Origin of the sequence: Pseudomonas sp. (assembly GCF_049590575.1) — a bacterium.
Lineage (GTDB): Bacteria > Pseudomonadota > Gammaproteobacteria > Pseudomonadales > Pseudomonadaceae > Aquipseudomonas.
The window spans coordinates 1-20,056 of the sequence record NZ_JBAWDE010000311.1 but is presented as its reverse complement, the minus strand read 5'-3'; the positions used below and the strand labels follow the sequence as shown (position 1 = coordinate 20,056).

Below are 20,056 nucleotides of genomic sequence, written 5' to 3'. Positions count from 1 at the left end.
CTATAAGTAGGCGGCGTGGGCCGCTTCAAGGCTGCCCTGGGCACGCAGAATCAGCTCGCAGAACTCGCGGGCGGCACCTTCGCCGCCACGCGCAGTGGTAATGCCATGGGCATGCTCGCGCACAAATGCTGCAGCATTGGCGACGGCCATGCCCAGGCCGACTCGGCGAATGACCGGCAGGTCAGGCAGGTCATCGCCCAGGTAGGCGACCTGCTCATAGCTTAGGTTGAGTTGGCCAAGAAGCTCGTCCAGCACCACCAGTTTATCCTCGCGGCCCTGATACAGGTGAGGAATCCCCAGGTTTTGTGCGCGACGTTCCACAACCGGGGTTTTTCTGCCGCTGATAATCGCGGTTTGCACACCCGCAGCCATCAGCATCTTGATGCCCTGGCCGTCGAGGGTGTTGAACGTCTTGAATTCGCTGCCGTCTTCGAGGAAGTACAGGCGGCCATCGGTCAGCACGCCGTCAACGTCGAAAATTGCCAACTTGATGTTTTTGCCGCGTTGCAACAGGTCGCTGGTCATTTACATCACTCCTGCACGCAGCAAGTCGTGCATATTCAGGGCGCCAATCGGGTAGTCGTTGCCATCGACCACCACCAGCGCGCCAATCTTGTGGTCTTCCATGATCTTCAAGGCTTCGGCAGCCAGCATTTCGGGGCGAGCAGTCTTGCCGTGTGGGGTCATCACCGCATCGATGGTCGCGGTGTGGATATCGATGGTGCGGTCCAGGGTGCGGCGCAAGTCGCCGTCGGTGAAGACCCCGGCCAGGCGCCCGTCGGCTTCCAGGATCACGGTCATGCCCAGGCCCTTGCGGGTCATTTCCATCAATGCGTCTTTCAGCAAAGTGCCGCGCTGGACGTGGGGCAATTCCTCGCCCGAATGCATGACATTTTCCACTTTGAGCAGCAGGCGGCGTCCCAGTGCCCCACCTGGGTGGGAAAATGCGAAGTCTTCGGCGGTAAAACCACGGGCCTCCAGCAGTGCCACGGCCAAGGCGTCGCCCATGACCAGGGCTGCGGTGGTGGAGGAGGTCGGCGCCAGGTTCAATGGGCAGGCTTCGTGGGCCACGTGAACATTCAGGTTCACTTCGGCGGCCTTGGCCAGCGTCGATTCCGGGTTGCCGGTCACGCTGATCATCTGGATGCCCAGGCGCTTGATCAGCGGCAGCAGGGTCACGATTTCGTTGGTGGTGCCGGAATTCGATAGGGCAAGGATGATGTCATCCTTGGTGATCATGCCCATGTCGCCGTGGCTGGCTTCGGCCGGGTGCACAAAAAAAGCCGTGGTGCCAGTGCTCGCCAATGTGGCGGCGATCTTGTTGCCGACGTGGCCCGACTTGCCCATGCCGACCACGACAACGCGGCCCTTGCTGGCCAGAATCATCTCGCAGGCGCGTACGAAATCCGCGTCGATATGGGCCAGCAAGCCTTCTACGGCTTCAAGCTCTAGGCGGATGGTGCGTTGTGCGGATTGAATAAGGTCGCTGGATTGGCTCATGTCTGAAATCGTATAGCCTGACGAAAAGTCGGCGATTATAGCGGTAATGATCAATTCCCTCACGCAAGTTCGTCAGGCTTTATTCTGCCAGCGCCTGAGATTGGTGCTCAGCCGCGTTTTTTCCCTGTCCTCAATCTGAACAAGCGCAGTTCCGGCCTTGGGCGCGTTGTACCAGCGGTGATATAGTTCGCCGCCAGTTCGGTCCGCCCAGCCCATGTGGCTATCTATTGCGCAATTGTTGCAAACGTTTGTCGCAAGCGTGGTGTCTGAGTGAGAGGCTGCATCCCAAGGAGTTTAGATGAGTGCCGATAACGCCTACGCGGTCGAGCTGAAGGGACTGACCTTCAAGCGCGGGACGCGCAGCATCTTCAATAACGTCGATATCCGCATTCCCCGCGGCAAGGTCACGGGCATCATGGGGCCTTCCGGTTGCGGCAAGACCACCCTGTTGCGCCTGATGGGCATGCAATTGCGGCCCAGTGCCGGCGAAGTGTGGGTCAATGGCCAGAACCTGCCGACGCTGTCGCGCAGCGATCTGTTCGATGCGCGCAAGCACATGGGTGTGCTGTTCCAGAGCGGTGCGTTGTTCACCGACCTCGACGTTTTCGAAAACGTGGCCTTCCCGCTGCGGGTGCATACCCAGCTGTCCGATGAAATGATTCGTGACATTGTGTTGCTGAAATTGCAGGCCGTCGGCCTTCGCGGTGCCATCGACCTGATGCCAGACGAGCTGTCCGGCGGTATGAAGCGCCGGGTCGCCCTGGCGCGCGCGATTGCCCTCGACCCGCAGATCCTCATGTACGACGAGCCTTTCGTTGGCCAGGACCCGATCGCCATGGGCGTGCTGGTGCGCCTGATCCGCCTGCTCAACGATGCATTGGGGATCACCAGCATCGTTGTTTCCCATGACCTTGCAGAAACCGCCAGTATCGCCGACTACCTCTATGTCGTCGGTGATGGCCAGGTGCTGGGCCAGGGCACGCCTGAAGAACTGATGAACGCAGACAACCCGCGCATTCGCCAATTCATGACTGGCGATCCCGATGGCCCGGTGCCTTTTCACTTTCCGGCAGCGGATTACCGCTCAGATCTTCTGGGGAAGCGCTGATGCGCAAGACATCTCTTATCGAAAAGGTTCGCCTTTTCGGTCGCTCCGGCATCGACCTGGTCGAAGTGCTGGGGCGTTCGACGATTTTCCTGTTTCACGCGTTGCTGGGTCGCGGTGGGATCGGTGGCGGTTTTGGGCTGCTGATCAAACAGCTGCACTCGGTCGGCGTCATGTCCCTGGTGATTATCGTGGTTTCCGGGATTTTCATCGGCATGGTGCTGGCGTTGCAGGGTTTCAATATTCTCTCCAGCTACGGTTCGGAGCAGGCGGTGGGGCAGATGGTCGCCCTGACGCTGCTGCGTGAACTCGGGCCGGTGGTCACCGCCTTGCTGTTCGCCGGTCGCGCCGGTTCTGCGCTGACTGCCGAAATCGGCAACATGAAGTCCACCGAGCAGTTGTCCAGCCTGGAAATGATCGGCGTGGACCCACTCAAATACATTGTTGCCCCGCGCCTCTGGGCCGGCTTCATTTCCCTGCCACTGCTGGCGATGATTTTCAGCGTGGTGGGTATCTGGGGCGGCTCGTGGGTGGCGGTTGACTGGTTGGGCGTCTACGACGGCTCGTACTGGGGCAACATGCAAAACAGCGTGACCTTCAGCGGTGACGTGCTCAACGGCATCATAAAGAGCATCGTCTTTGCCTTTGTAGTGACCTGGATCGCCGTATTCCAAGGCTACGACTGTGAGCCCACTTCAGAAGGGATCAGTCGCGCCACCACCAAGACCGTTGTGTACGCCTCGCTGGCGGTACTGGGCCTTGACTTCATTTTGACCGCCTTGATGTTTGGAGATTTCTGATGCAAAACCGCACTGTGGAAATCGGTGTCGGCCTTTTCTTGCTGGCTGGCATCCTGGCTTTACTGTTGCTGGCCCTGCGAGTCAGTGGTCTGTCGGCCAGCCCCACCGCCGATACTTATAAACTTTACGCGTACTTCGACAATATCGCCGGTTTGACTGTCAGAGCTAAAGTGACCATGGCCGGTGTAACGATCGGCAAGGTCACGGCAATCGATCTGGACCGCGACAGCTTCACCGGGAGAGTGACCATGCAATTGGACAAGAAGGTAGATAATCTGCCGACCGACTCCACTGCATCTATCCTCACTGCGGGGTTGCTGGGCGAGAAGTACATCGGCGTCAGCGTGGGTGGGGAAACAGCCCTGCTCAAGGATGGTTCTACAATCCACGACACACAGTCGTCGCTGGTGCTTGAAGACTTGATCGGTAAATTCCTGCTCAATACGGTCAATAAAGACGCCAAATGAGGAATCTGTTCATGATCTCTACCTTGCGACGTGGCCTCCTGGTGCTGCTGGCAGCACTGCCGATGATGGCCAACGCGGCGGGTTCTGCGCACGATCTGGTGCAGGACACGACCAACAAGATGTTGGCTGACCTGACTGCCAACAAAGAGCAGTACAAGCAAGACCCGAGTAAGTTTTACGACGCCTTGAACACTATCGTGGGGCCAGTGGTCGATGCCGAAGGCATTTCCCGCAGCATCATGACGGTCAAGTATTCGCGCAAGGCCACGCCTGCGCAGATGAAAACGTTCCAGGAAAACTTCAAGAAGGGCCTGTTCCAGTTCTACGGCAACGCCTTGCTGGAGTACAACAACCAGGGCATTACCGTCGCCCCTGCCGGGGACGAGTCGGGTGATCGCACCAGCGTCAACATGACCGTCAAGGGCACTAACGGCGCCGTTTACCCTGTGCAGTACACGCTCGAGAAGATCAACGGCGAGTGGAAGCTGCGTAACGTGATCATCAACGGCATCAACATCGGCAAGCTGTTCCGTGATCAGTTCGCTGATGCGATGCAGCGCAATGGCAACGACCTGGACAAAACCATCAATGGTTGGGCCGGTGAAGTGGCCAAGGCCAAGGAAGAAACCGACAAAGCTGCCGGGAAGCCTGCGCAATGACCGAGTCGGCTGTTCGTCTTGGCGAAGCCGGCGAGTTGTTGATCAGCGGCGTGCTGGATTACCGCACCGGGCCTGACCTGCGCACGCAGGGTCAGGCACTGATCAAGACCAGCACCGCGCCTTCGCTGGTGCTGGATTGCTCTGCGGTGACCAAGTCCAGCAGCGTCGGCCTGTCGTTGCTGCTGTGCTTCATGCGCGATGCCCAGGCGGCCAGAAAGCCGGTGAGCATCCGCGCATTGCCCGAAGACATGCGCGAAATTGCCGAAGTTTCCGGTTTGACCGAGCTGTTGGCGCATCCTTAATACACGTTATTCAGAAGCCCCCCGTCAGAGTCCTGCTATGCGGGGTTCGCAGGCGCGGGGCTTTTTTGTATGATGTGCGACCCGTGCGCACTGGGCGCCGATAGAGGTTGAGCATGCAGGCCCTAGAAGTTAAGAGCTTCCTTGAAGGAAAGCTGCCGGATACGAACGTAGAAGTTGAAGGCGAAGGCTGCAACTTCCAGCTGAATGTGATTAGCGATGAACTGGCGGCACTCAGCCCGGTCAAGCGTCAACAGCAGATCTATGCCCATTTGAACCCGTGGATCACCGATGGCAGCATCCACGCGGTCACTATGAAATTTTTCAGCCGCGCGGCCTGGGCCGAGCGCACCTGAGCCCCCAAGGCGTCGAGATTCTTATGGATAAATTGATTATTACCGGCGGTGGCCGCCTTGATGGCGAGATCCGCATTTCCGGTGCGAAAAACTCCGCCCTGCCGATCCTGGCAGCGACCCTGCTGTGCGATGGCCCGGTGACCGTGGCCAACCTGCCGCACTTGCACGACATCACCACGATGATCGAGCTGTTCGGTCGCATGGGCATCGAGCCGGTCATCGACGAGAAGCTGGCTGTCGAAATCGACCCGCGCACCATCAAGACCCTGATCGCTCCGTACGAATTGGTGAAAACCATGCGTGCCTCGATCCTGGTGCTCGGCCCGATGGTTGCCCGTTTCGGTGAAGCCGAAGTAGCCCTGCCTGGCGGTTGCGCCATCGGCTCGCGCCCGGTCGACCTGCACATCCGTGGCCTTGAGGCCATGGGCGCAACCATCGACGTCGAAGGCGGCTACATCAAGGCCAAGGCGCCGGAAGGCGGCCTGCGTGGTGCCAACTTCTTCTTTGATACCGTCAGCGTGACCGGTACCGAGAACATCATGATGGCCGCTGCCCTGGCCAACGGCCGCAGCGTGCTGCAAAACGCCGCGCGCGAGCCGGAAGTGGTCGACCTGGCCAATTTCCTGATCGCCATGGGCGCCAACATCACCGGCGCCGGCACCGACACCATCACCATTGATGGCGTGAAGCGGCTGCACTCGGCCACTTACAAAGTGATGCCGGACCGTATCGAGACCGGCACCTACCTGGTGGCTGCTGCCGTCACCGGTGGTCGCGTCAAGGTCAAGGACACCGACCCGACAATCCTTGAAGCTGTGCTGGAAAAACTCAAGGAAGCCGGTGCTGAAATCACCACCGGTGCCGACTGGATCGAGCTGAACATGCACGGCAAGCGGCCAAAAGCCGTTAACGTGCGCACCGCTCCATACCCGGCATTCCCGACCGACATGCAAGCGCAGTTCATCTCCCTGAATGCGATTGCCGAAGGCACCGGTGCCGTGATCGAGACCATCTTCGAAAACCGCTTCATGCACGTGTACGAACTGCACCGCATGGGCGCCAAGATCCAGGTCGAAGGCAACACTGCCATCGTGACCGGTATCGACAAGCTGAAGGGCGCGCCAGTGATGGCAACCGACCTGCGTGCTTCTGCCAGCCTGGTGATTTCGGCGCTGTGCGCTGAAGGTGACACCTTGATCGACCGCATCTACCACATCGACCGTGGCTACGAGTGCATCGAAGAAAAACTGCAGATGCTCGGCGCGAAAATCCGCCGCGTACCGGGCTGACCCCCGCGCTGTGATTGTGGCGAGGGAGCCAGCTCCCTCGCCACAGTTTGCTGTAAAAGGATTTGTTTCAAATCGAGGCTGTAATGGCCTCGATCTGTGTCTGGCGCCGTTTGCGACCGGACCGCAATAGCCTGATGAAGGACTGACGTTTCCCATGTTGACCATCGCACTGTCCAAGGGCCGCATCCTTGACGACACTTTGCCGCTTCTGGCTGAAGCGGGCATCGTGCCGACCGAGAATCCGGACAAGAGCCGCAAGCTGATCATCCCCACGACCCAGGACGACGTTCGCCTGTTGATCGTGCGGGCTACCGACGTGCCGACCTACGTTGAACATGGTGCGGCCGACCTCGGCGTTGCCGGTAAAGACGTGCTGATGGAGTACGGTGGCCAGGGCCTGTACGAACCGCTGGACCTGCGCATTGCCCTGTGCAAACTGATGACCGCCGGCCGTGTCGGTGATGTCGAGCCCAAGGGCCGCCTGCGCGTGGCCACCAAGTTCGTCAATGTCGCCAAGCGCTACTATGCCGAGCAAGGTCGCCAGGTCGATATCATCAAGCTCTACGGCTCGATGGAGCTGGCCCCGCTGATCGGCCTGGCCGACAAGATCATCGACGTGGTCGACACCGGCAACACCCTGCGCGCCAACGGTCTGGAGCCCCAGGATTTCATCGCTGACATCAGCTCCCGCCTGATCGTCAACAAAGCTTCGATGAAGATGCAGCACGCCCGTATCCAGGCGTTGATCGATACCCTGCGCCAAGCAGTGGAGTCTCGACACCGCGGTTGACCCATCCGCGTAGCTGAAAAGCTGCGCCCGTCTATCCGCCTCATAGCCAGAATTCTCAGGTGCCCAAGCGGAAACGACTGCTAGTTTAGGGCGCCTGAGTTTTTGCCAATTCTATTGAGGCCCTCGCTATGACCACGTCCACTGCAATTGCCCGACTCAACGCTGCCGACCCGGATTTCGCCGATCATCTGGATCATCTGCTGAGCTGGGAAAGCGTGTCCGACGATTCGGTCAACCAGCGGGTGCTCGACATCATCAAGGCCGTGCGCGAGCGCGGTGACGCAGCGCTGGTGGACTTCACCCGCCAGTTCGATGGCCTGGACGTCAAGTCCATGTCGGACCTGATCCTGCCCCGCGAACGCCTGGAGCTGGCCCTGACGCGCATCACCGCGCCGCAGCGCGAAGCCCTGGAAGTGGCGGCAGCCCGCGTGCGCAGCTATCACGAAAAACAGAAGCAGGACTCCTGGAGCTACACCGAGGCCGACGGCACCGTGTTGGGCCAGAAGGTCACGCCGCTCGACCGCGCGGGCCTTTACGTACCGGGCGGCAAAGCCTCGTACCCGTCGTCGGTGTTGATGAACGCGATCCCGGCCAAGGTGGCGGGCGTGACCGAAGTGGTCATGGTGGTGCCGACCCCGCGCGGTGAAATCAACGAGCTGGTACTGGCAGCCGCGTGCATCGCCGGGGTTGACCGCGTGTTCACCATCGGTGGCGCGCAAGCGGTGGCAGCCCTGGCCTACGGCACTGAAAGCGTGCCGAAGGTCGACAAGGTCGTCGGCCCAGGCAACATCTATGTCGCGACCGCCAAGCGCCACGTGTTTGGCCAGGTTGGTATCGACATGATCGCCGGCCCGTCGGAAATCCTCGTGGTATGCGACGGCCAGACTGACCCGGACTGGATTGCCATGGACTTGTTCTCCCAGGCCGAACACGACGAAGACGCCCAGGCGATCCTGGTCAGCCCGGATGCCGAGTTCCTCGACAAAGTCGCCGCGAGCATCGACAAGCTGCTGCCGACCATGGACCGTGCCGAGATCATCGAGAAGTCGATCAATGGCCGTGGCGCGCTGATCCTGGTGCGCGACATGGAGCAGGCCATCGAAGTCGCCAACCGAATCGCCCCGGAGCACCTGGAGTTGTCGGTGGCCGACCCGCAAACCTGGCTGCCGTCGATTCGCCACGCCGGTGCCATCTTCATGGGGCGCCACACCAGCGAAGCCCTGGGTGACTACTGTGCCGGCCCGAACCACGTGCTGCCGACCTCCGGCACCGCGCGTTTCTCGTCGCCGTTGGGGGTGTATGACTTCCAGAAGCGTTCGTCGATCATCTTCTGCTCGCCGGAAGGCGCCTCCGAACTGGGCAAGACCGCCTCGGTGCTGGCCCGTGGTGAATCGCTGAGCGCGCACGCCCGCAGCGCCGAATATCGCATCGTCAAGGGAGAGTAAGGCATGAGCAAATTCTGGAGCCCCTTCGTCAAGGACCTCGTGCCTTACGTGCCCGGCGAGCAGCCGAAGCTGACCAAACTGGTCAAGCTCAACACCAATGAAAACCCCTACGGCCCGTCGCCCAAAGCGCTGGCGGCGATGCAGGCTGAGTTGAACGATAACCTGCGCCTGTACCCGGACCCCAACAGCGACCTGCTCAAGCAGGCGGTGGCCAAGTATTACGGCGTCGACGCCGGCAAGGTGTTCCTCGGCAACGGTTCGGATGAAGTCCTGGCGCACATCTTCCACGGCCTGTTCCAGCACGACTTGCCGCTGCTGTTTCCGGACATCAGCTACAGCTTCTATCCGGTTTACTGCGGCTTGTATGGCATCAAGTCCAACCCGGTGCCATTGGACGAGCAGTTCCAGATCCGTGTCGCCGACTACGCCAAGCCCAACGGCGGGATCATTTTCCCCAACCCGAATGCGCCAACCGGTTGCGTACTGGCGCTGGACGCAGTGGAGCAGATCCTCAAGGCCAGCCCGGATTCGGTAGTCGTCGTCGATGAGGCTTATATCGACTTCGGCGGCGAAACCGCTATCAGCCTGGTGGACCGCTACCCGAACCTGCTGGTGACCCAGACCCTCTCTAAATCGCGCTCACTGGCCGGTTTGCGCGTGGGCCTGGCCGTGGGCCACCCGGACCTGATCGAGGCGCTGGAGCGGGTCAAGAACAGCTTCAACTCTTACCCGCTGGATCGCCTGGCGATTGTTGGCGCGGCGGCGGCGTTCGAGGACCGTGAGTATTTCGAGAAGACCTGCCAGTTAGTGATCGACAGCCGCAACACGGTGGTTGCACAACTGGAGGGCAAAGGCTTTGAAGTGTTGCCTTCCGCGGCGAACTTCATCTTTGCGCGTCACCCACGGCACGATGCAGCCGGCCTGGCGGCCAAGCTGCGTGAGCAGGGTGTGATCGTGCGGCACTTCAAGCAGGAGCGGATTGCCCAGTTCCTGCGGATCAGCATCGGTACGCCGGAGCAGAACCAGGCGCTGATTGATGCGTTGGGCGAGCTTTAACAGTCGCTGAAAAAAATTGTGGGAGGGGGCTTGCCCCCGATTGCGGTGGTTCAGTCGATTAGATGTCGACTGACACTCCGTCATCGGGGGCAAGCCCCTTCCCACATTTGGTTTTGCGGTGTTAATTAAAGCAGCGGCTCATCCGGCTTCTTGTTTTTCCAGCCATCATTGCCCGGCAGCAGCAGGTTCAAACCAATCGCTACCACCGCACACAGGGCGATGCCCTTCAGGCCGAAATCATCCGGGCCGGTGCCGGTACCCACCAGCACGCCGCCAATCCCGAACACCAGGGTCACCGACACAATCACCAGATTGCGCGCCTCGCCCAAGTCGATCTTGTGGCGGATCAGCGTGTTCATGCCCACAGCGGCAATCGAGCCGAACAGCAGGCACAGAATCCCGCCCATCACCGGCACCGGGATGCTCTGCAGCAGTGCGCCGAACTTGCCGATAAACGCCAGGCTGATGGCAAACACCGCCGCCCAGGTCATGATTTTCGGGTTGTAGTTCTTGGTCAGCATCACTGCGCCAGTGACTTCGGCGTAGGTGGTGTTCGGCGGGCCGCCAAACAGGCCGGCGGCCGTGGTGGCGATCCCGTCACCCAGCAAGGTGCGGTGCAGGCCAGGCTTCTTCAGGTAGTCGCGCCCGGTCACGCTGCCGACCGCAATCACACCGCCGATATGTTCAATCGCCGGGGCCAGGGCCACCGGGACGATAAACAGGATCGCCTGCCAGTTGAATTCCGGCGCGGTGAAGTGGGGCAGGGCAAACCAGGGGGCTGCAGCGATCTTCGCCGTGTCGACTACACCAAAGTAGAACGACATGGCAAAGCCCACCAGCACGCCGGAGATGATCGGCACCAGGCGGAAGATGCCTTTGCCGAACACCGCCACGACCAAGGTGGTCAGCAGCGCCGGCATCGAGATCAGCATCGCCGTCTGGTAATGAATCAGCTCGGCGCCATCGCCGGACTTGCCCATCGCCATGTTGGCGGCGATCGGCGCCATGGCCAGGCCGATGGAAATGATCACCGGGCCGATCACCACCGGCGGCAGCAGCCGGTCGATAAACCCGGTGCCTTTGATCTTCACGGCCAGGCCGAGGAAGGTATAAACAAAACCCGCCGCCATCACCCCGCCCATGGTCGCCGCGAGGCCGAACTGGCCCTTGGCGAGGATGATCGGGGTGATGAAGGCAAAGCTCGACGCGAGAAAGACCGGCACCTGCCGCCCTGTTACCACTTGGAACAACAGTGTGCCCAGACCTGCGGTAAACAGCGCGACGTTTGGATCAAGACCGGTGATCAGCGGCATCAACACCAGCGCGCCAAATGCTACGAAGAGCATCTGTGCGCCAGACAGGATCTGGCGCCAAAGCGGGTCGTTGAATTCATCCTGCATGTTCACGCGTCCTTCTGCTTGGTGCCGAAGATCTTGTCACCGGCATCGCCCAGGCCTGGGATGATGTAGCCGTGTTCGTTCAGGCGCTCATCGATGGATGCGGTGTAGATCTGCACATCCGGGTGGGCCTGCTCGACGGCGGCGATGCCTTCGGGCGCGGCAACCAGCACCATGGCGCGGATGTCTTTGCAGCCGGCTTTTTTCAGCAGGTCGATGGTCGCAACCATGGAGCTGCCGGTGGCGAGCATCGGGTCGATGATCATCGCCAGGCGCTCGTTGATTTCCGGGACGAGTTTTTCCAGGTAGGTGTGCGCCTGCAACGTTTCTTCGTTGCGGGCCACGCCGACGGCGCTGACTTTGGCGCCCGGAATCAGGCTGAGCACGCCTTCGAGCATGCCGATACCGGCGCGCAGGATCGGCACTACGGTGATTTTCTTACCGGCGATTTTCTCGACCTGGACAGTGCCGGCCCAACCTTCGATATCGTAGGTTTCGAGGGGCAAATCCTTGGTGGCTTCGTAAGTGAGCAGCGCTCCGACTTCCTGAGCAAGCTCACGGAAATTCTTCGTGCTAATGTCGGCACGGCGCATAAGGCCGAGTTTGTGTCGGATCAGCGGGTGGCGGATCTCGCGAGTGGGCATGGGAAAGGCTCCGGCGGCGGGCAAAAAAACCGGCCTAGATTAATCTATCCGAGGGTGTTGTCCTATAGACATCTAGTACGTTAGTCCATTAAGGCTTGATCGTTGCGCCTCACATGCGTACCTTTGCCCGCTTTTCTTGCCACAGCACCCCCTTGGAGAGCGCCATGTCCGCTGATCTCGAGCATATCCGTCAAATCATGCGCGAGGCTGACTGCCTGTACACCGAAGCGCAAGTCGAAGAGGCGATCGCCAAGGTCGGCGCACACATCACCCGCGAAATGGCCGACACCAACCCGGTGGTTTTCTGCGTGATGAACGGTGGCCTGATCTTCGCCGGCAAATTGCTGACCCACCTGCAATTCCCGCTGGAAGCGTCCTACCTGCACGCCACCCGTTATCGCAACGAAACCAGCGGCGGCGACCTGTTCTGGAAAGCCAAGCCGGAAGTCTCGTTCATCGACCGTGATGTGCTGATCATCGACGACATCCTCGATGAAGGTCACACCCTGGGCGCGATCATCGACTTCTGCAAACACGCCGGCGCGCGCAAAGTGCACACCGCCGTGCTGATCGACAAAGACCACGACCGCAAGGCGCGCCCGGAGCTGAAAGCCGATTTCGTCGGCCTGCCGTGCATCGACCGTTACATCTTCGGCTACGGCATGGACTACAAAGGCTACTGGCGCAACGCCAACGGCATCTACGCCGTTAAAGGCATGTAAGCCATGGCCCGCTTTCTTGATCAGACGCTGTTCACCGAGTTGGCCGAGAAAGCGGCCGCCAGCCCCCGTGGCCGGCACCACCACAACTTCCATCAGATGGATGAGCCGTGCCATCGCCTGGCCGTCGGCCTGCAGCCCACTACCTACGTGCCGCCGCATCGGCACCTGAGCGCGGACAAGGCGGAAACCCTGTTGGTGCTCAAGGGCCGCCTCGGTTTGCTGGTGTTCAGCGAAACCGGTGAGGTGATCGCCAAGCGCGTGATGCAGGCAGGTGGCGATTGCCCGGGCGTCGATCTGGCGCCGGGTGTGTTCCATGGCCTGGTGGTGCTGGAGCCCGATACCGTGATGTTCGAATGCAAGGCCGGGCCTTATCGGCCGGTGGGCGAGGGCGAGTTGGCGGATTGGGCGCCGCGTGAAGGTGATGCGGGGGTAGCCGAATACCAACGCTGGATGCTTGCCCAGTTCGATTGAGCTACAGTGCTCGGCCATCTCTCACGGAGCGGCCCATGAGCCTGTTGATACGCACCTGCGCCGCCCTGGCGCTGTCCCTCAGTTTGCCACTGGCTGCGGCGCCTGCGCCGATGCACAGCCAGTTCCTGCCGGCAGACGACCTGAGCCTGCGCGCTGAAGCGCCTGACCAGCAGCAACTGTTGCAGGTCACCGAGTACGCGGTGGTGGTGGGTAATCAGCGCCAATCCAGCCAGCAACCGATCCCGGTGACCTCGCCGCTGATGATCCGCCTCAAGGGCAAGCCCCTGAACAAAGGCGCGACCATTGCCCAGGTGGTGCTCAACTTCGATGCCGAAAGCAAAAGCCTGAAAAAGCCGATGTATGACGACGCCAGTAAAACCCTGACGTTGTCTTACCCCTTGGCCCAGTACCGGGTGATTGTCGACCTGCTGCGCAATGACACGGTGTATGTGCAGTTCCTCAGTTATGCCAACGGGCATATCTGGGCGGACCTGCATACCGGTGCCGTTCGCGCGAAGTAATTGAGCCGAATGCAGTCAATGTGGGAGCTGGCTTGCCTGCGATGGCGGCGGGTCAGTTGGCCCAACTGTCACTGATGCACCGCCATCGCAGGCAAGCCAGCTCCCACATAAGTGTTTGGTTGTTTTCGAAGGTGGTGTCTGGCAGGTAGACTTCCTTTCCCGTGTAAATGTCTGCAGGCTGGAGTCGGTAATGCGTAAAGATAAGAAACAGGTGATTGGCGACGAGATCGGCGACGATCAAATCAAGTTGTTCCTGGACTTCGAGCCGGTTGATGCGACTTCACCGTCCCTGCACAAACTGATCAAGGCCTACCGTGGCTTGCGTATCGACGACTTCGAGCGGTTCCTGGGGTTCTTCAAGGAAGCCGGCCTGGACCTGGATGGCGAGGATGAGCATGGCCAGACCTTCGTCGAGCTGATCAAGGATCAGCGCCATGCGGACGAGTACATCGAGCTGATCGAAAACGCTCGCGGCTGATTATCCTGACCATAAAAAAACGCCCCGAGGGGCGTTTTTTTTATGCAGCCAGGCCTCAAGCGTAGCTTTCGGCCTCGTTGCTTTGCTCCACCAGCTCAAGGCTGATGTTGTTCTGCGTGTTGATCTTGCGGTACAGCTCGGCATCCGTCTCCAGCACCTTCTCGCGCGCCGGGAAGATCTCGTGCAGTTTGGCGGCCCACTCGCCGGCAGCCTTGGCCGGGAAGCAGCGCTCGATCAGTTCCAGCATGATCGAAACGGTCACCGAAGCACCTGGGGACGCGCCCAGCAGGGCTGCCAGCGAGCCGTCTTTGGCCGCGACCAGCTCAGTGCCGAATTGCAGCACGCCGCCTTTTTTCGGGTCTTTCTTGATGATCTGCACGCGTTGGCCGGCCACTTCCAGGCGCCAGTCTTCGGCTTTCGCTTCAGGGTAGAAGCGACGCAGGGATTCCAGGCGCTGTTCCATGGACTGGCGCACTTCGCTGACCAGGTACTTGGTCAGGTCCATGTTGTCGCGGGCCACGGCCAGCATCGGGCCGATGTTGCCGGCGCGGATCGACATCGGCAGGTCGAGGAACGAGCCGTGCTTGAGGAACTTGGTGGTGAAGCCGGCGTATGGCCCGAACAGCAGGGATTTCTTGCCATCCACCACGCGGGTGTCCAGGTGCGGCACGGACATCGGTGGCGAACCCACGGCAGCCTGGCTGTAGACCTTGGCCTGGTGGTGCTTGACCACTTCCGGGTTGTCGCAACGCAGCCACTGGCCGCTGACCGGGAAGCCGCCGAAACCCTTGCTTTCCTCGATGCCCGACGCTTGCAGCAGCGGCAGGGCCGCGCCACCGGCGCCGAGGAACACGAACTTGGCGTCCACTTCACGGCTGTTGCCGCTGTTGACGTCCTTGATGCTCACGGTCCAGCCCGCGCCATTGCGCTTGAGGCCGGTGACGCGCTTGCTGTACTTGACCTGAGCATCCGGCGCGCTGGTCAGGTGCGAGAGCAATTGGTTGGTCAGGGCGCCGAAATTGACGTCGGTGCCGTTCATGACGCGGGTGGCAGCGATTTTTTCGTCAAGCGGGCGGCCCGGCATCATCAGTGGCATCCACTCGGCCATCTCGTTGCGGTCTTCGGTGTAGTGCATGTCCGAGAACGCGTGGTGCTGGCTGAGGGTTTCAAAGCGCTTCTTGAGGAACGCCACGCCTTTGTCGCCCTGCACGAAGCTCAGGTGCGGCACCGGGCTGATAAAGGACTTGGACGAGCCGAAGGTGCCCTTTTTGGTCAGGTACGCCCAGAATTGTTTCGACACCTCGAACTGGGTGTTGATATGCACGGCTTTCTTGATGTCGATGGAGCCATCGGCGGCCTGCGGTGTGTAGTTCAGCTCACACAGCCCGGCGTGGCCGGTGCCGGCGTTGTTCCACGGGTTGGAACTCTCCGCGGCACCCGAATCCATCAGCTCAACGACTTCCAGCTTGAGGCCGGGGTCGAGCTCCTTGAGCAATACGGCCAGGGTGGCACTCATGATGCCGGCCCCTACCAGTACTACGTCGACTGCTTCGTTATGCGCCATTTAACGCGTCTCCAAAATCTGCAGCACCAAATTGACGGCATGGCTGCCAGGAGTGACGGGGCGGTTCACGTGTTGCCCCAGGTTACCCATGGCCAGGATCGCCATGTCCGTTTCGCAATTCTTTGCAACTTCAGCACACGCTTCCTGCCGGTCTAATCTGCCTATGAACGCATTCATGGGCGCCTGTGGCAATTCGACTTATGGTCAAAACGTGCGATTCGTGCAATCAATCCGTAGCGGACAGGCTCAAGCTCCGGTGTTTGAGGAGTAGTCGGTCCTGTGTGGTTGGGCTGTTCCAGACGCTGATGGTGCTTGTACAAACGCCAAACTATTCATTTGCTCGCCACACTCTTGTGAAGTTGTGAAAACCCGTTTTTTCACGCTCTTTTGAAGACGTGAACCTCAAAAAAGGGCTGCCCCAGCCTGGCACCTGGCCCGAAATCACTGCCGGCAAGCGGCAAAACGGGCAAACAACTCAAGTGGCCGAGCGCAATGGCAGCTCTGGCAGATTCGGCAAAGACGGGAGGTTTGCAAAGAAAACAGCAAGCACGCCAGCTTCACTCGATCTGTGTGGGCGGCTCTCTGTGGGCGATCTGGGGGTTAATACCGAGGCATTAACGATGCTGCGAGGCCCGATCAGGAGACGTCCTTATAATCGGGGGGAGATTGTAGCGAAGAACGCCAAGGAAATGGGCGTGTTTTATGACTTTTATTAGCGATTCGGTCAGGCGGCCAACGGCTGGTGGCGCAGCGACCTTGCCGGGCGTGGGCTTACCCGTGCACTGGCCGGCAGTGGGTGGTGCATCCAGCTCAGGCGGATTTCTTCGATTTCCACCCAGCCTTCGCCGACGGGAGGCTGGCAGCACTCCTTGAAGGCCTGGCAGCGGCCTTGCGCATCGAGCCGGGCGAATTGGCGAAGGGCCGGCTTGCGGGTAAACAGCGACCAGAAAAAATGCATGGCGATAACCTCCTGAGATTGGGTCAAGCATGCCTGCCCGGGATGACGAGCCCATGTAAAGGCTGTGACATCTGGGTGACATCGAACCGCTTGCGAGGCAACAGGTCCCAGGTTGTAACTGACGCTAGTTCCGTGCAGTGGCGCCCCGCTATACTGCCGGCCTGTCGGTACCTGATTTCTGGAGAGAAGAGCATGTTGCAACGTCTGTTGTTCGGTTTGATCACTGTGACCAGCTTGACCCTGGTTGGCTGCGCCAACAGCCCGCAACAACTCACGCCTGAGCCGAAAATTACCACGCAGCTGGCCCCGGTCGGCCATGGTCAGCCGGTGTCGGTACGGGTGGTGGATGGTCGTCCGTCGCCAACATTGGGGTCGCGTGGTGGCCTTTACCCTGAAACCGCGCTGGTCTCGGTCAACGCTCAGGACGTACTGCCCAAGCTGCAGGCCCAGGCTGAAGCCGCCGTGCGTCTGCTGGGCTTTACCCCGGCCAACTCGCCGGGCGCGCCTCAGTTGACCATCACCCTGGCGGAGCTGAAGTACCAGTCGCCCAAAGACGGCCTGTACGTGACTGAAGCTTCGATTGGCGCGACGTTCAAGTCCGACGTCAGCGCCGGCACGCGTCGCTACAGCGGCCGCTACGGTGCGTCGCTCAACCAGCGCTTCGGCATGTCGCCGAACCAGGAAACCAATACCAAGCTGGTCAGCGATGTGCTGAGTGACGCATTGACCCGCCTGTTCAAAGACCCAAGCATCGGTTCGTTGCTCAGTTCGCAATAACCGGTAACAAGAGCAGCCGGGCTCAGCGATGAGCCTGGCTTTTTTTCGTCTTTAGTTTCATGCGGCACTGTCGATACAGAAGTCCAGCATGCTGACCCCCGTCAACAGATCGGCCTCCGGCAAGTCCGCATGCTGGTGCCCGCCAAGGGCGCAGTACACCAGCCAGTGGCGGTCCTGGACGTTGAAGGCCAGGCCGCCGATCAGCGCCTCTTGCTCATCGCTGGGGGCAATCAGATACAGCCGATCCTGGTTGTGCGCGTGCAGCATGACAAGCTCCCGAACGTTCGAAGGGCAACAGAATGGCCTGTTAAGGTGACGTTCAGGTGACGCGGTAAATTACTGGATACATTAGCCGTTCATGGGGGAAGGAACGTTTAAGGCGCCGGAGGCCACTATCGTCCAGGCTTGTAGCTGGGTGATACCAAGACACTGCTTTCTTGAGGTTTACGATGGCGTTGCCCGCACTGTTGATCAATCTGTTGGCTTTATCGGTGGCTTGCCCAGGTGCGGCGCTGCTGTTTATCACGCGCTTGCGCGAACAGCGCGCAATGGCCGCGCTCGCCGCACAAAGTGAAGAGCGCGCCATCGACCAGCCGATGCTGTTTCTGGATGTGCGCACCGAACGGGCGCACCGCGTGGCGTACCGCATCGGTTTCGCCTGCCTTGGGTTGGCGCTGGCCATTTCCTGGCTCAGCACCCACTTGTAAAAACACCGTAGAACAAATTGTGGGCGCGGGCTTGCTCGCGAATGTGTAATGTCAGCCGACGTATCCATCAACTGACAATCTGCCTTCGCGAGCAAGCCCGCTCCCACATTTTGACCATTGGTTACAACGGAATTCCGGCCTTGACCCGGTACTGATTGCGCACCGGCGTTGCATATTGCACCACCAGGAACGGTCGGTGCTCAGCCGGGCATTCCTGCAGGCGCCGCTCCCATTCCGCTTTCGCCTTGGCCAGCTCATCGGCCGGGAACACCTCGGCCGCCGTCGGCACCTGCAATTGCGGGTCGGCGTCGGCCCACTGCGCGTAGGCCAGGTAATGCACCGGGAACAACCGGTAGCCGCCGAGAATCTGCCGGTCCATTTCCACCGCCAGCAGCTTGGTGTCTTCGAAGCGTTCGGTGATCGGCGCTGCGAAGTTGATGTGCACCCGGCCCTTGTAGCCGGTGATGCCCAAGGCAATGCTCACGTCATCTTCGCCCGGCGCCTTGGCGTAGGTGCCGGTGGTGGCGCGGATATACAGCTCGCGCGCTTTGGCCGTATCGCACGGGTCGTACTCGTAGCTGATCGACACCGGCGTAAGGTTCAGCGACTGGATCACCTCGGCGAACGGCTCGTCCTTGCGGCTGACGTGGAACATCTTGAGGATCGCCGACTCGGTGCGGTCGTCCCCATTCTTGGCGCGACCTTCAGCCTGGGCGATCCAGATGGACTGGCAATCGTTGCGGATCGAATGGTTGATGTACGCCGACAGCAGGTTGAATGCCGCCATCTTTTCCTTTCGCCCGGTGATCGAGCGGTGCACGATGAAGCTCTTGTTCAGGCGCATCAGGTCACTGACAAACGGCTTTTGCAGCAGGTTGTCACCAATGGCGATGCGCGGCGTCGGCAGGCCGGCGTGGTACACGGCGTAGTTGACGAAGGCCGGGTCCATCACGATATCGCGGTGGTTGGCCAGGAACAGGTAGGCGGTGCCGGACTTGAGCTGCTCTACGCCGGTGTAGGTCACGCCGTCGGTCGCCCGGTCAATGGTGTGGTCGACGTAATACTCGACTTTGTCCTGCAGCGTGGCCACGGTGGTGACGCCGGCGAATTCACGGCGCAGTTTGCGGGCGATCATCGGCTTGAGCAGCCAGCCCAGGGCGCCGGCAAAGCGCGGGAAGCGGAAGTGGGTCAGGATGTCCAGAAAGGCCTTGTCACTGAACAGCCGTGCCAGCACTGCCGGGACTTCGCTGTCGTTGTAAGGTCGGATGGTATCGAATTCGCCCATCATGCTCTCTTGTTAGAAACGGCTAGGGTAAGTAAAGGAAATGCCAGGGGCGGCCAAAGTAATGGACTCGGCCGAACGATAACCCTGTAAATAGACCGGCGATTATACGCACAAGTCACCTTGGAGGCTGCGATGCTGGAAAACGCGACGTACGATTGTCCTTATTGTGGTGAAGCGGTCGAGACAACGGTGGATTTGTCCGGTGGGGATCAGAATTATATAGAGGACTGTCAGGTGTGTTGCCGACCGATCACTTTTCATCTGCAGGTCCACGGTGATGAGTGGATGCTGGAAACCCGCAGCGAAAATGAATAACAGGTGCGCCGATGCAGCGAATCTATGAACCTGAAAACTTGATGGAAGGCGAGTTGCTGCAGCAGATGCTTGCCAGCGAGGGCATCAAGGCGCACCTGGTGGGGCGTCATTTGCTCGGCGGCACCGGTGAGCTGCCGATATTCGGCCTGTTGGGGCTGGAAGTCGACAACGACCAGGCCGCGCATGCCCGTGCGCTGATCACTGCCTACAATGGTGCGCAGCCGTTGCCCGGCGATGAACCCGACAGCTTCCCCGACGTGCTGGTCTGTTAGGCTGTCGGTCGGTTTACCCAAGAGTCGTGTTGCCCCATGTGTGGACGTTATGCCCTGTTTCGCTGGAACCCCACCTTTGCTGCCTTGCCGGGCTTTCCGGCCGACCAGCAGGCCCAGTGGAACATCTCCCCGAATGATTCGGTGCTGATCCAGCGCCAGAGCGCGGGCCAGCGCACCCT

27 protein-coding genes and 1 pseudogene are annotated in these 20,056 nt (G+C 60.3%); 20 read left to right on the top strand and 8 right to left on the bottom strand.

All coding sequences use genetic code 11. From position 1 onward, the window contains the following. Both WBR57_RS21980 and WBR57_RS21975 read right to left on the bottom strand, forming a co-directional pair. Entirely contained in the window at positions 1 to 525 is a 525-nt protein-coding gene (locus WBR57_RS21980) for a KdsC family phosphatase (RefSeq protein WP_034118123.1), read from the bottom strand. Beyond that, positions 526 to 1,500, bottom strand: coding sequence for a KpsF/GutQ family sugar-phosphate isomerase (locus WBR57_RS21975; RefSeq protein WP_424086560.1), 975 nt, complete (start codon positions 1,498 to 1,500; stop codon positions 526 to 528). Between the two features lie 298 nt (positions 1,501 to 1,798). On the opposite strand from WBR57_RS21975, the gene WBR57_RS21970 reads away from it, so the two are divergent. The 10 genes from WBR57_RS21970 (at position 1,799) to hisC (ending at position 9,766) form a co-directional block, all read left to right on the top strand. Beyond that, positions 1,799 to 2,608, top strand: coding sequence for an ATP-binding cassette domain-containing protein (locus WBR57_RS21970; RefSeq protein WP_003171811.1), 810 nt, complete (start codon positions 1,799 to 1,801; stop codon positions 2,606 to 2,608). Further along, positions 2,608 to 3,405, top strand: a complete 798-nt coding sequence (mlaE, locus tag WBR57_RS21965) for a lipid asymmetry maintenance ABC transporter permease subunit MlaE (RefSeq protein WP_424086558.1) — start codon at positions 2,608 to 2,610, stop codon at positions 3,403 to 3,405. Before WBR57_RS21970 ends, mlaE begins: the two co-directional genes overlap by 1 nt. Beyond that, complete coding sequence (mlaD, locus tag WBR57_RS21960; protein WP_003171814.1) at positions 3,405 to 3,872, top strand: outer membrane lipid asymmetry maintenance protein MlaD; 468 nt, start codon at positions 3,405 to 3,407, stop codon at positions 3,870 to 3,872. The genes mlaE and mlaD overlap by 1 nt, the downstream gene beginning before the upstream one ends. 11 nt (positions 3,873 to 3,883) lie before the next feature. Further along, positions 3,884 to 4,531 (top strand): MlaC/ttg2D family ABC transporter substrate-binding protein, encoded by a 648-nt coding sequence (locus WBR57_RS21955; protein WP_424086555.1) that lies wholly within the window; start codon positions 3,884 to 3,886, stop codon positions 4,529 to 4,531. Further along, entirely contained in the window at positions 4,528 to 4,833 is a 306-nt protein-coding gene (locus tag WBR57_RS21950) for an STAS domain-containing protein (RefSeq protein ID WP_424086553.1), read from the top strand. The genes WBR57_RS21955 and WBR57_RS21950 overlap by 4 nt, the downstream gene beginning before the upstream one ends. 113 nt (positions 4,834 to 4,946) lie before the next feature. Then, a complete protein-coding gene (locus tag WBR57_RS21945) occupies positions 4,947 to 5,186 on the top strand; it encodes a BolA family protein (protein WP_027604803.1) in 240 nt (79 codons plus the stop codon). Between the two features lie 23 nt (positions 5,187 to 5,209). Continuing rightward, entirely contained in the window at positions 5,210 to 6,475 is a 1,266-nt protein-coding gene (gene murA, locus WBR57_RS21940; protein WP_424086550.1) for a UDP-N-acetylglucosamine 1-carboxyvinyltransferase, read from the top strand. 154 nt (positions 6,476 to 6,629) lie between these two features. Continuing rightward, positions 6,630 to 7,265, top strand: a complete 636-nt coding sequence (hisG, locus tag WBR57_RS21935; RefSeq protein ID WP_027604802.1) for an ATP phosphoribosyltransferase — start codon at positions 6,630 to 6,632, stop codon at positions 7,263 to 7,265. Positions 7,266 to 7,393: 128 nt separating this feature from the next. Then, complete coding sequence (gene hisD, locus WBR57_RS21930) at positions 7,394 to 8,710, top strand: histidinol dehydrogenase (RefSeq protein ID WP_424086548.1); 1,317 nt, start codon at positions 7,394 to 7,396, stop codon at positions 8,708 to 8,710. Positions 8,711 to 8,713: 3 nt separating this feature from the next. Further along, entirely contained in the window at positions 8,714 to 9,766 is a 1,053-nt protein-coding gene (gene hisC / locus WBR57_RS21925; protein WP_424086546.1) for a histidinol-phosphate transaminase, read from the top strand. A gap of 125 nt (positions 9,767 to 9,891) precedes the next feature. On the opposite strand, the gene WBR57_RS21920 is transcribed toward hisC, so the two are convergent. Both WBR57_RS21920 and upp read right to left on the bottom strand, forming a co-directional pair. Next, a complete protein-coding gene (locus tag WBR57_RS21920) occupies positions 9,892 to 11,166 on the bottom strand; it encodes a uracil-xanthine permease family protein (protein WP_424086544.1) in 1,275 nt (424 codons plus the stop codon). A gap of 2 nt (positions 11,167 to 11,168) precedes the next feature. Next, positions 11,169 to 11,807 carry a uracil phosphoribosyltransferase gene (gene upp / locus WBR57_RS21915; protein WP_424086542.1) on the bottom strand — a complete coding sequence of 213 codons (639 nt, stop codon included), beginning with the start codon at positions 11,805 to 11,807 and terminating at the stop codon, positions 11,169 to 11,171. A gap of 164 nt (positions 11,808 to 11,971) precedes the next feature. Here upp and WBR57_RS21910 point away from each other — a divergent pair, with 164 nt between their 5' ends. From WBR57_RS21910 to WBR57_RS21895, 4 genes are all read left to right on the top strand, one after another. Then, the gene (locus WBR57_RS21910; protein WP_012722254.1) at positions 11,972 to 12,529 is read left to right on the top strand and encodes a hypoxanthine-guanine phosphoribosyltransferase; all 558 of its coding nucleotides are present in this window, start codon (positions 11,972 to 11,974) and stop codon (positions 12,527 to 12,529) included. 3 nt (positions 12,530 to 12,532) lie between these two features. Beyond that, positions 12,533 to 13,000: a WbuC family cupin fold metalloprotein gene (locus WBR57_RS21905; RefSeq protein WP_424086540.1), complete on the top strand. Its 468-nt coding sequence runs from the start codon at positions 12,533 to 12,535 to the stop codon at positions 12,998 to 13,000. A gap of 35 nt (positions 13,001 to 13,035) precedes the next feature. Continuing rightward, the gene (locus tag WBR57_RS21900) at positions 13,036 to 13,521 is read left to right on the top strand and encodes a hypothetical protein (protein WP_424086539.1); all 486 of its coding nucleotides are present in this window, start codon (positions 13,036 to 13,038) and stop codon (positions 13,519 to 13,521) included. Between the two features lie 190 nt (positions 13,522 to 13,711). Continuing rightward, positions 13,712 to 13,999 (top strand): PA4642 family protein, encoded by a 288-nt coding sequence (locus WBR57_RS21895; RefSeq protein WP_424086537.1) that lies wholly within the window; start codon positions 13,712 to 13,714, stop codon positions 13,997 to 13,999. 55 nt (positions 14,000 to 14,054) lie between these two features. Here the strand turns inward: WBR57_RS21895 and mqo are convergent, their stop codons facing one another. Next, positions 14,055 to 15,563 (bottom strand): malate dehydrogenase (quinone), encoded by a 1,509-nt coding sequence (gene mqo / locus WBR57_RS21890; RefSeq protein WP_424086535.1) that lies wholly within the window; start codon positions 15,561 to 15,563, stop codon positions 14,055 to 14,057. Positions 15,564 to 15,958: 395 nt separating this feature from the next. Here mqo and WBR57_RS21885 point away from each other — a divergent pair, with 395 nt between their 5' ends. Then, positions 15,959 to 16,279 carry a hypothetical protein gene (locus tag WBR57_RS21885; RefSeq protein WP_424086533.1) on the top strand — a complete coding sequence of 107 codons (321 nt, stop codon included), beginning with the start codon at positions 15,959 to 15,961 and terminating at the stop codon, positions 16,277 to 16,279. Between the two features lie 8 nt (positions 16,280 to 16,287). Here the strand turns inward: WBR57_RS21885 and WBR57_RS21880 are convergent, their stop codons facing one another. Then, on the bottom strand, positions 16,288 to 16,521 hold the full coding sequence (locus WBR57_RS21880; RefSeq protein ID WP_424086531.1) for a hypothetical protein: 234 nt from the start codon (positions 16,519 to 16,521) through the stop codon (positions 16,288 to 16,290). Between the two features lie 192 nt (positions 16,522 to 16,713). Between WBR57_RS21880 and WBR57_RS21875 the strand changes: the two genes are divergently transcribed. Then, a complete protein-coding gene (locus WBR57_RS21875; protein ID WP_424086529.1) occupies positions 16,714 to 17,298 on the top strand; it encodes a YajG family lipoprotein in 585 nt (194 codons plus the stop codon). Positions 17,299 to 17,355: 57 nt separating this feature from the next. On the opposite strand, the gene WBR57_RS21870 is transcribed toward WBR57_RS21875, so the two are convergent. Further along, positions 17,356 to 17,565 carry a hypothetical protein gene (locus tag WBR57_RS21870; protein WP_122539793.1) on the bottom strand — a complete coding sequence of 70 codons (210 nt, stop codon included), beginning with the start codon at positions 17,563 to 17,565 and terminating at the stop codon, positions 17,356 to 17,358. A gap of 182 nt (positions 17,566 to 17,747) precedes the next feature. Here WBR57_RS21870 and WBR57_RS21865 point away from each other — a divergent pair, with 182 nt between their 5' ends. Beyond that, positions 17,748 to 18,005: a hypothetical protein gene (locus WBR57_RS21865; RefSeq protein ID WP_424086527.1), complete on the top strand. Its 258-nt coding sequence runs from the start codon at positions 17,748 to 17,750 to the stop codon at positions 18,003 to 18,005. A 121-nt stretch (positions 18,006 to 18,126) separates the two neighbouring features. On the opposite strand, the gene WBR57_RS21860 is transcribed toward WBR57_RS21865, so the two are convergent. Further along, positions 18,127 to 19,290 carry a 1-acyl-sn-glycerol-3-phosphate acyltransferase gene (locus tag WBR57_RS21860; RefSeq protein ID WP_424086525.1) on the bottom strand — a complete coding sequence of 388 codons (1,164 nt, stop codon included), beginning with the start codon at positions 19,288 to 19,290 and terminating at the stop codon, positions 18,127 to 18,129. Positions 19,291 to 19,422: 132 nt separating this feature from the next. On the opposite strand from WBR57_RS21860, the gene WBR57_RS21855 reads away from it, so the two are divergent. From WBR57_RS21855 to WBR57_RS21845, 3 genes and pseudogenes are all read left to right on the top strand, one after another. Then, positions 19,423 to 19,605: a CPXCG motif-containing cysteine-rich protein gene (locus tag WBR57_RS21855; protein WP_424086523.1), complete on the top strand. Its 183-nt coding sequence runs from the start codon at positions 19,423 to 19,425 to the stop codon at positions 19,603 to 19,605. Positions 19,606 to 19,616: 11 nt separating this feature from the next. Next, complete coding sequence (locus WBR57_RS21850) at positions 19,617 to 19,877, top strand: putative signal transducing protein (protein WP_424086521.1); 261 nt, start codon at positions 19,617 to 19,619, stop codon at positions 19,875 to 19,877. Between the two features lie 36 nt (positions 19,878 to 19,913). Then, positions 19,914 to 20,056: pseudogene (locus tag WBR57_RS21845) on the top strand (SOS response-associated peptidase); the annotation flags it as partial.

Bases quoted from the DNA above. Each gene is read 5' to 3' on its own strand.
- WBR57_RS21980 (WP_034118123.1), bottom strand. From the start codon at position 525: ATGACCAGCGACCTGTTGCAACGCGGCAAAAACATCAAGTTGGCAATT.
- WBR57_RS21975 (WP_424086560.1), bottom strand. From the start codon at position 1,500: ATGAGCCAATCCAGCGACCTTATTCAATCCGCACAACGCACCATCCGC.
- WBR57_RS21970 (WP_003171811.1), top strand. From the start codon at position 1,799: ATGAGTGCCGATAACGCCTACGCGGTCGAGCTGAAGGGACTGACCTTC.
- mlaE (WP_424086558.1), top strand. From the start codon at position 2,608: ATGCGCAAGACATCTCTTATCGAAAAGGTTCGCCTTTTCGGTCGCTCC.
- mlaD (WP_003171814.1), top strand. From the start codon at position 3,405: ATGCAAAACCGCACTGTGGAAATCGGTGTCGGCCTTTTCTTGCTGGCT.
- WBR57_RS21955 (WP_424086555.1), top strand. From the start codon at position 3,884: ATGATCTCTACCTTGCGACGTGGCCTCCTGGTGCTGCTGGCAGCACTG.
- WBR57_RS21950 (WP_424086553.1), top strand. From the start codon at position 4,528: ATGACCGAGTCGGCTGTTCGTCTTGGCGAAGCCGGCGAGTTGTTGATC.
- WBR57_RS21945 (WP_027604803.1), top strand. From the start codon at position 4,947: ATGCAGGCCCTAGAAGTTAAGAGCTTCCTTGAAGGAAAGCTGCCGGAT.
- murA (WP_424086550.1), top strand. From the start codon at position 5,210: ATGGATAAATTGATTATTACCGGCGGTGGCCGCCTTGATGGCGAGATC.
- hisG (WP_027604802.1), top strand. From the start codon at position 6,630: ATGTTGACCATCGCACTGTCCAAGGGCCGCATCCTTGACGACACTTTG.
- hisD (WP_424086548.1), top strand. From the start codon at position 7,394: ATGACCACGTCCACTGCAATTGCCCGACTCAACGCTGCCGACCCGGAT.
- hisC (WP_424086546.1), top strand. From the start codon at position 8,714: ATGAGCAAATTCTGGAGCCCCTTCGTCAAGGACCTCGTGCCTTACGTG.
- WBR57_RS21920 (WP_424086544.1), bottom strand. From the start codon at position 11,166: ATGCAGGATGAATTCAACGACCCGCTTTGGCGCCAGATCCTGTCTGGC.
- upp (WP_424086542.1), bottom strand. From the start codon at position 11,807: ATGCCCACTCGCGAGATCCGCCACCCGCTGATCCGACACAAACTCGGC.
- WBR57_RS21910 (WP_012722254.1), top strand. From the start codon at position 11,972: ATGTCCGCTGATCTCGAGCATATCCGTCAAATCATGCGCGAGGCTGAC.
- WBR57_RS21905 (WP_424086540.1), top strand. From the start codon at position 12,533: ATGGCCCGCTTTCTTGATCAGACGCTGTTCACCGAGTTGGCCGAGAAA.
- WBR57_RS21900 (WP_424086539.1), top strand. From the start codon at position 13,036: ATGAGCCTGTTGATACGCACCTGCGCCGCCCTGGCGCTGTCCCTCAGT.
- WBR57_RS21895 (WP_424086537.1), top strand. From the start codon at position 13,712: ATGCGTAAAGATAAGAAACAGGTGATTGGCGACGAGATCGGCGACGAT.
- mqo (WP_424086535.1), bottom strand. From the start codon at position 15,563: ATGGCGCATAACGAAGCAGTCGACGTAGTACTGGTAGGGGCCGGCATC.
- WBR57_RS21880 (WP_424086531.1), bottom strand. From the start codon at position 16,521: ATGCATTTTTTCTGGTCGCTGTTTACCCGCAAGCCGGCCCTTCGCCAA.
- WBR57_RS21875 (WP_424086529.1), top strand. From the start codon at position 16,714: ATGTTGCAACGTCTGTTGTTCGGTTTGATCACTGTGACCAGCTTGACC.
- WBR57_RS21870 (WP_122539793.1), bottom strand. From the start codon at position 17,565: ATGCTGCACGCGCACAACCAGGATCGGCTGTATCTGATTGCCCCCAGC.
- WBR57_RS21865 (WP_424086527.1), top strand. From the start codon at position 17,748: ATGGCGTTGCCCGCACTGTTGATCAATCTGTTGGCTTTATCGGTGGCT.
- WBR57_RS21860 (WP_424086525.1), bottom strand. From the start codon at position 19,290: ATGGGCGAATTCGATACCATCCGACCTTACAACGACAGCGAAGTCCCG.
- WBR57_RS21855 (WP_424086523.1), top strand. From the start codon at position 19,423: ATGCTGGAAAACGCGACGTACGATTGTCCTTATTGTGGTGAAGCGGTC.
- WBR57_RS21850 (WP_424086521.1), top strand. From the start codon at position 19,617: ATGCAGCGAATCTATGAACCTGAAAACTTGATGGAAGGCGAGTTGCTG.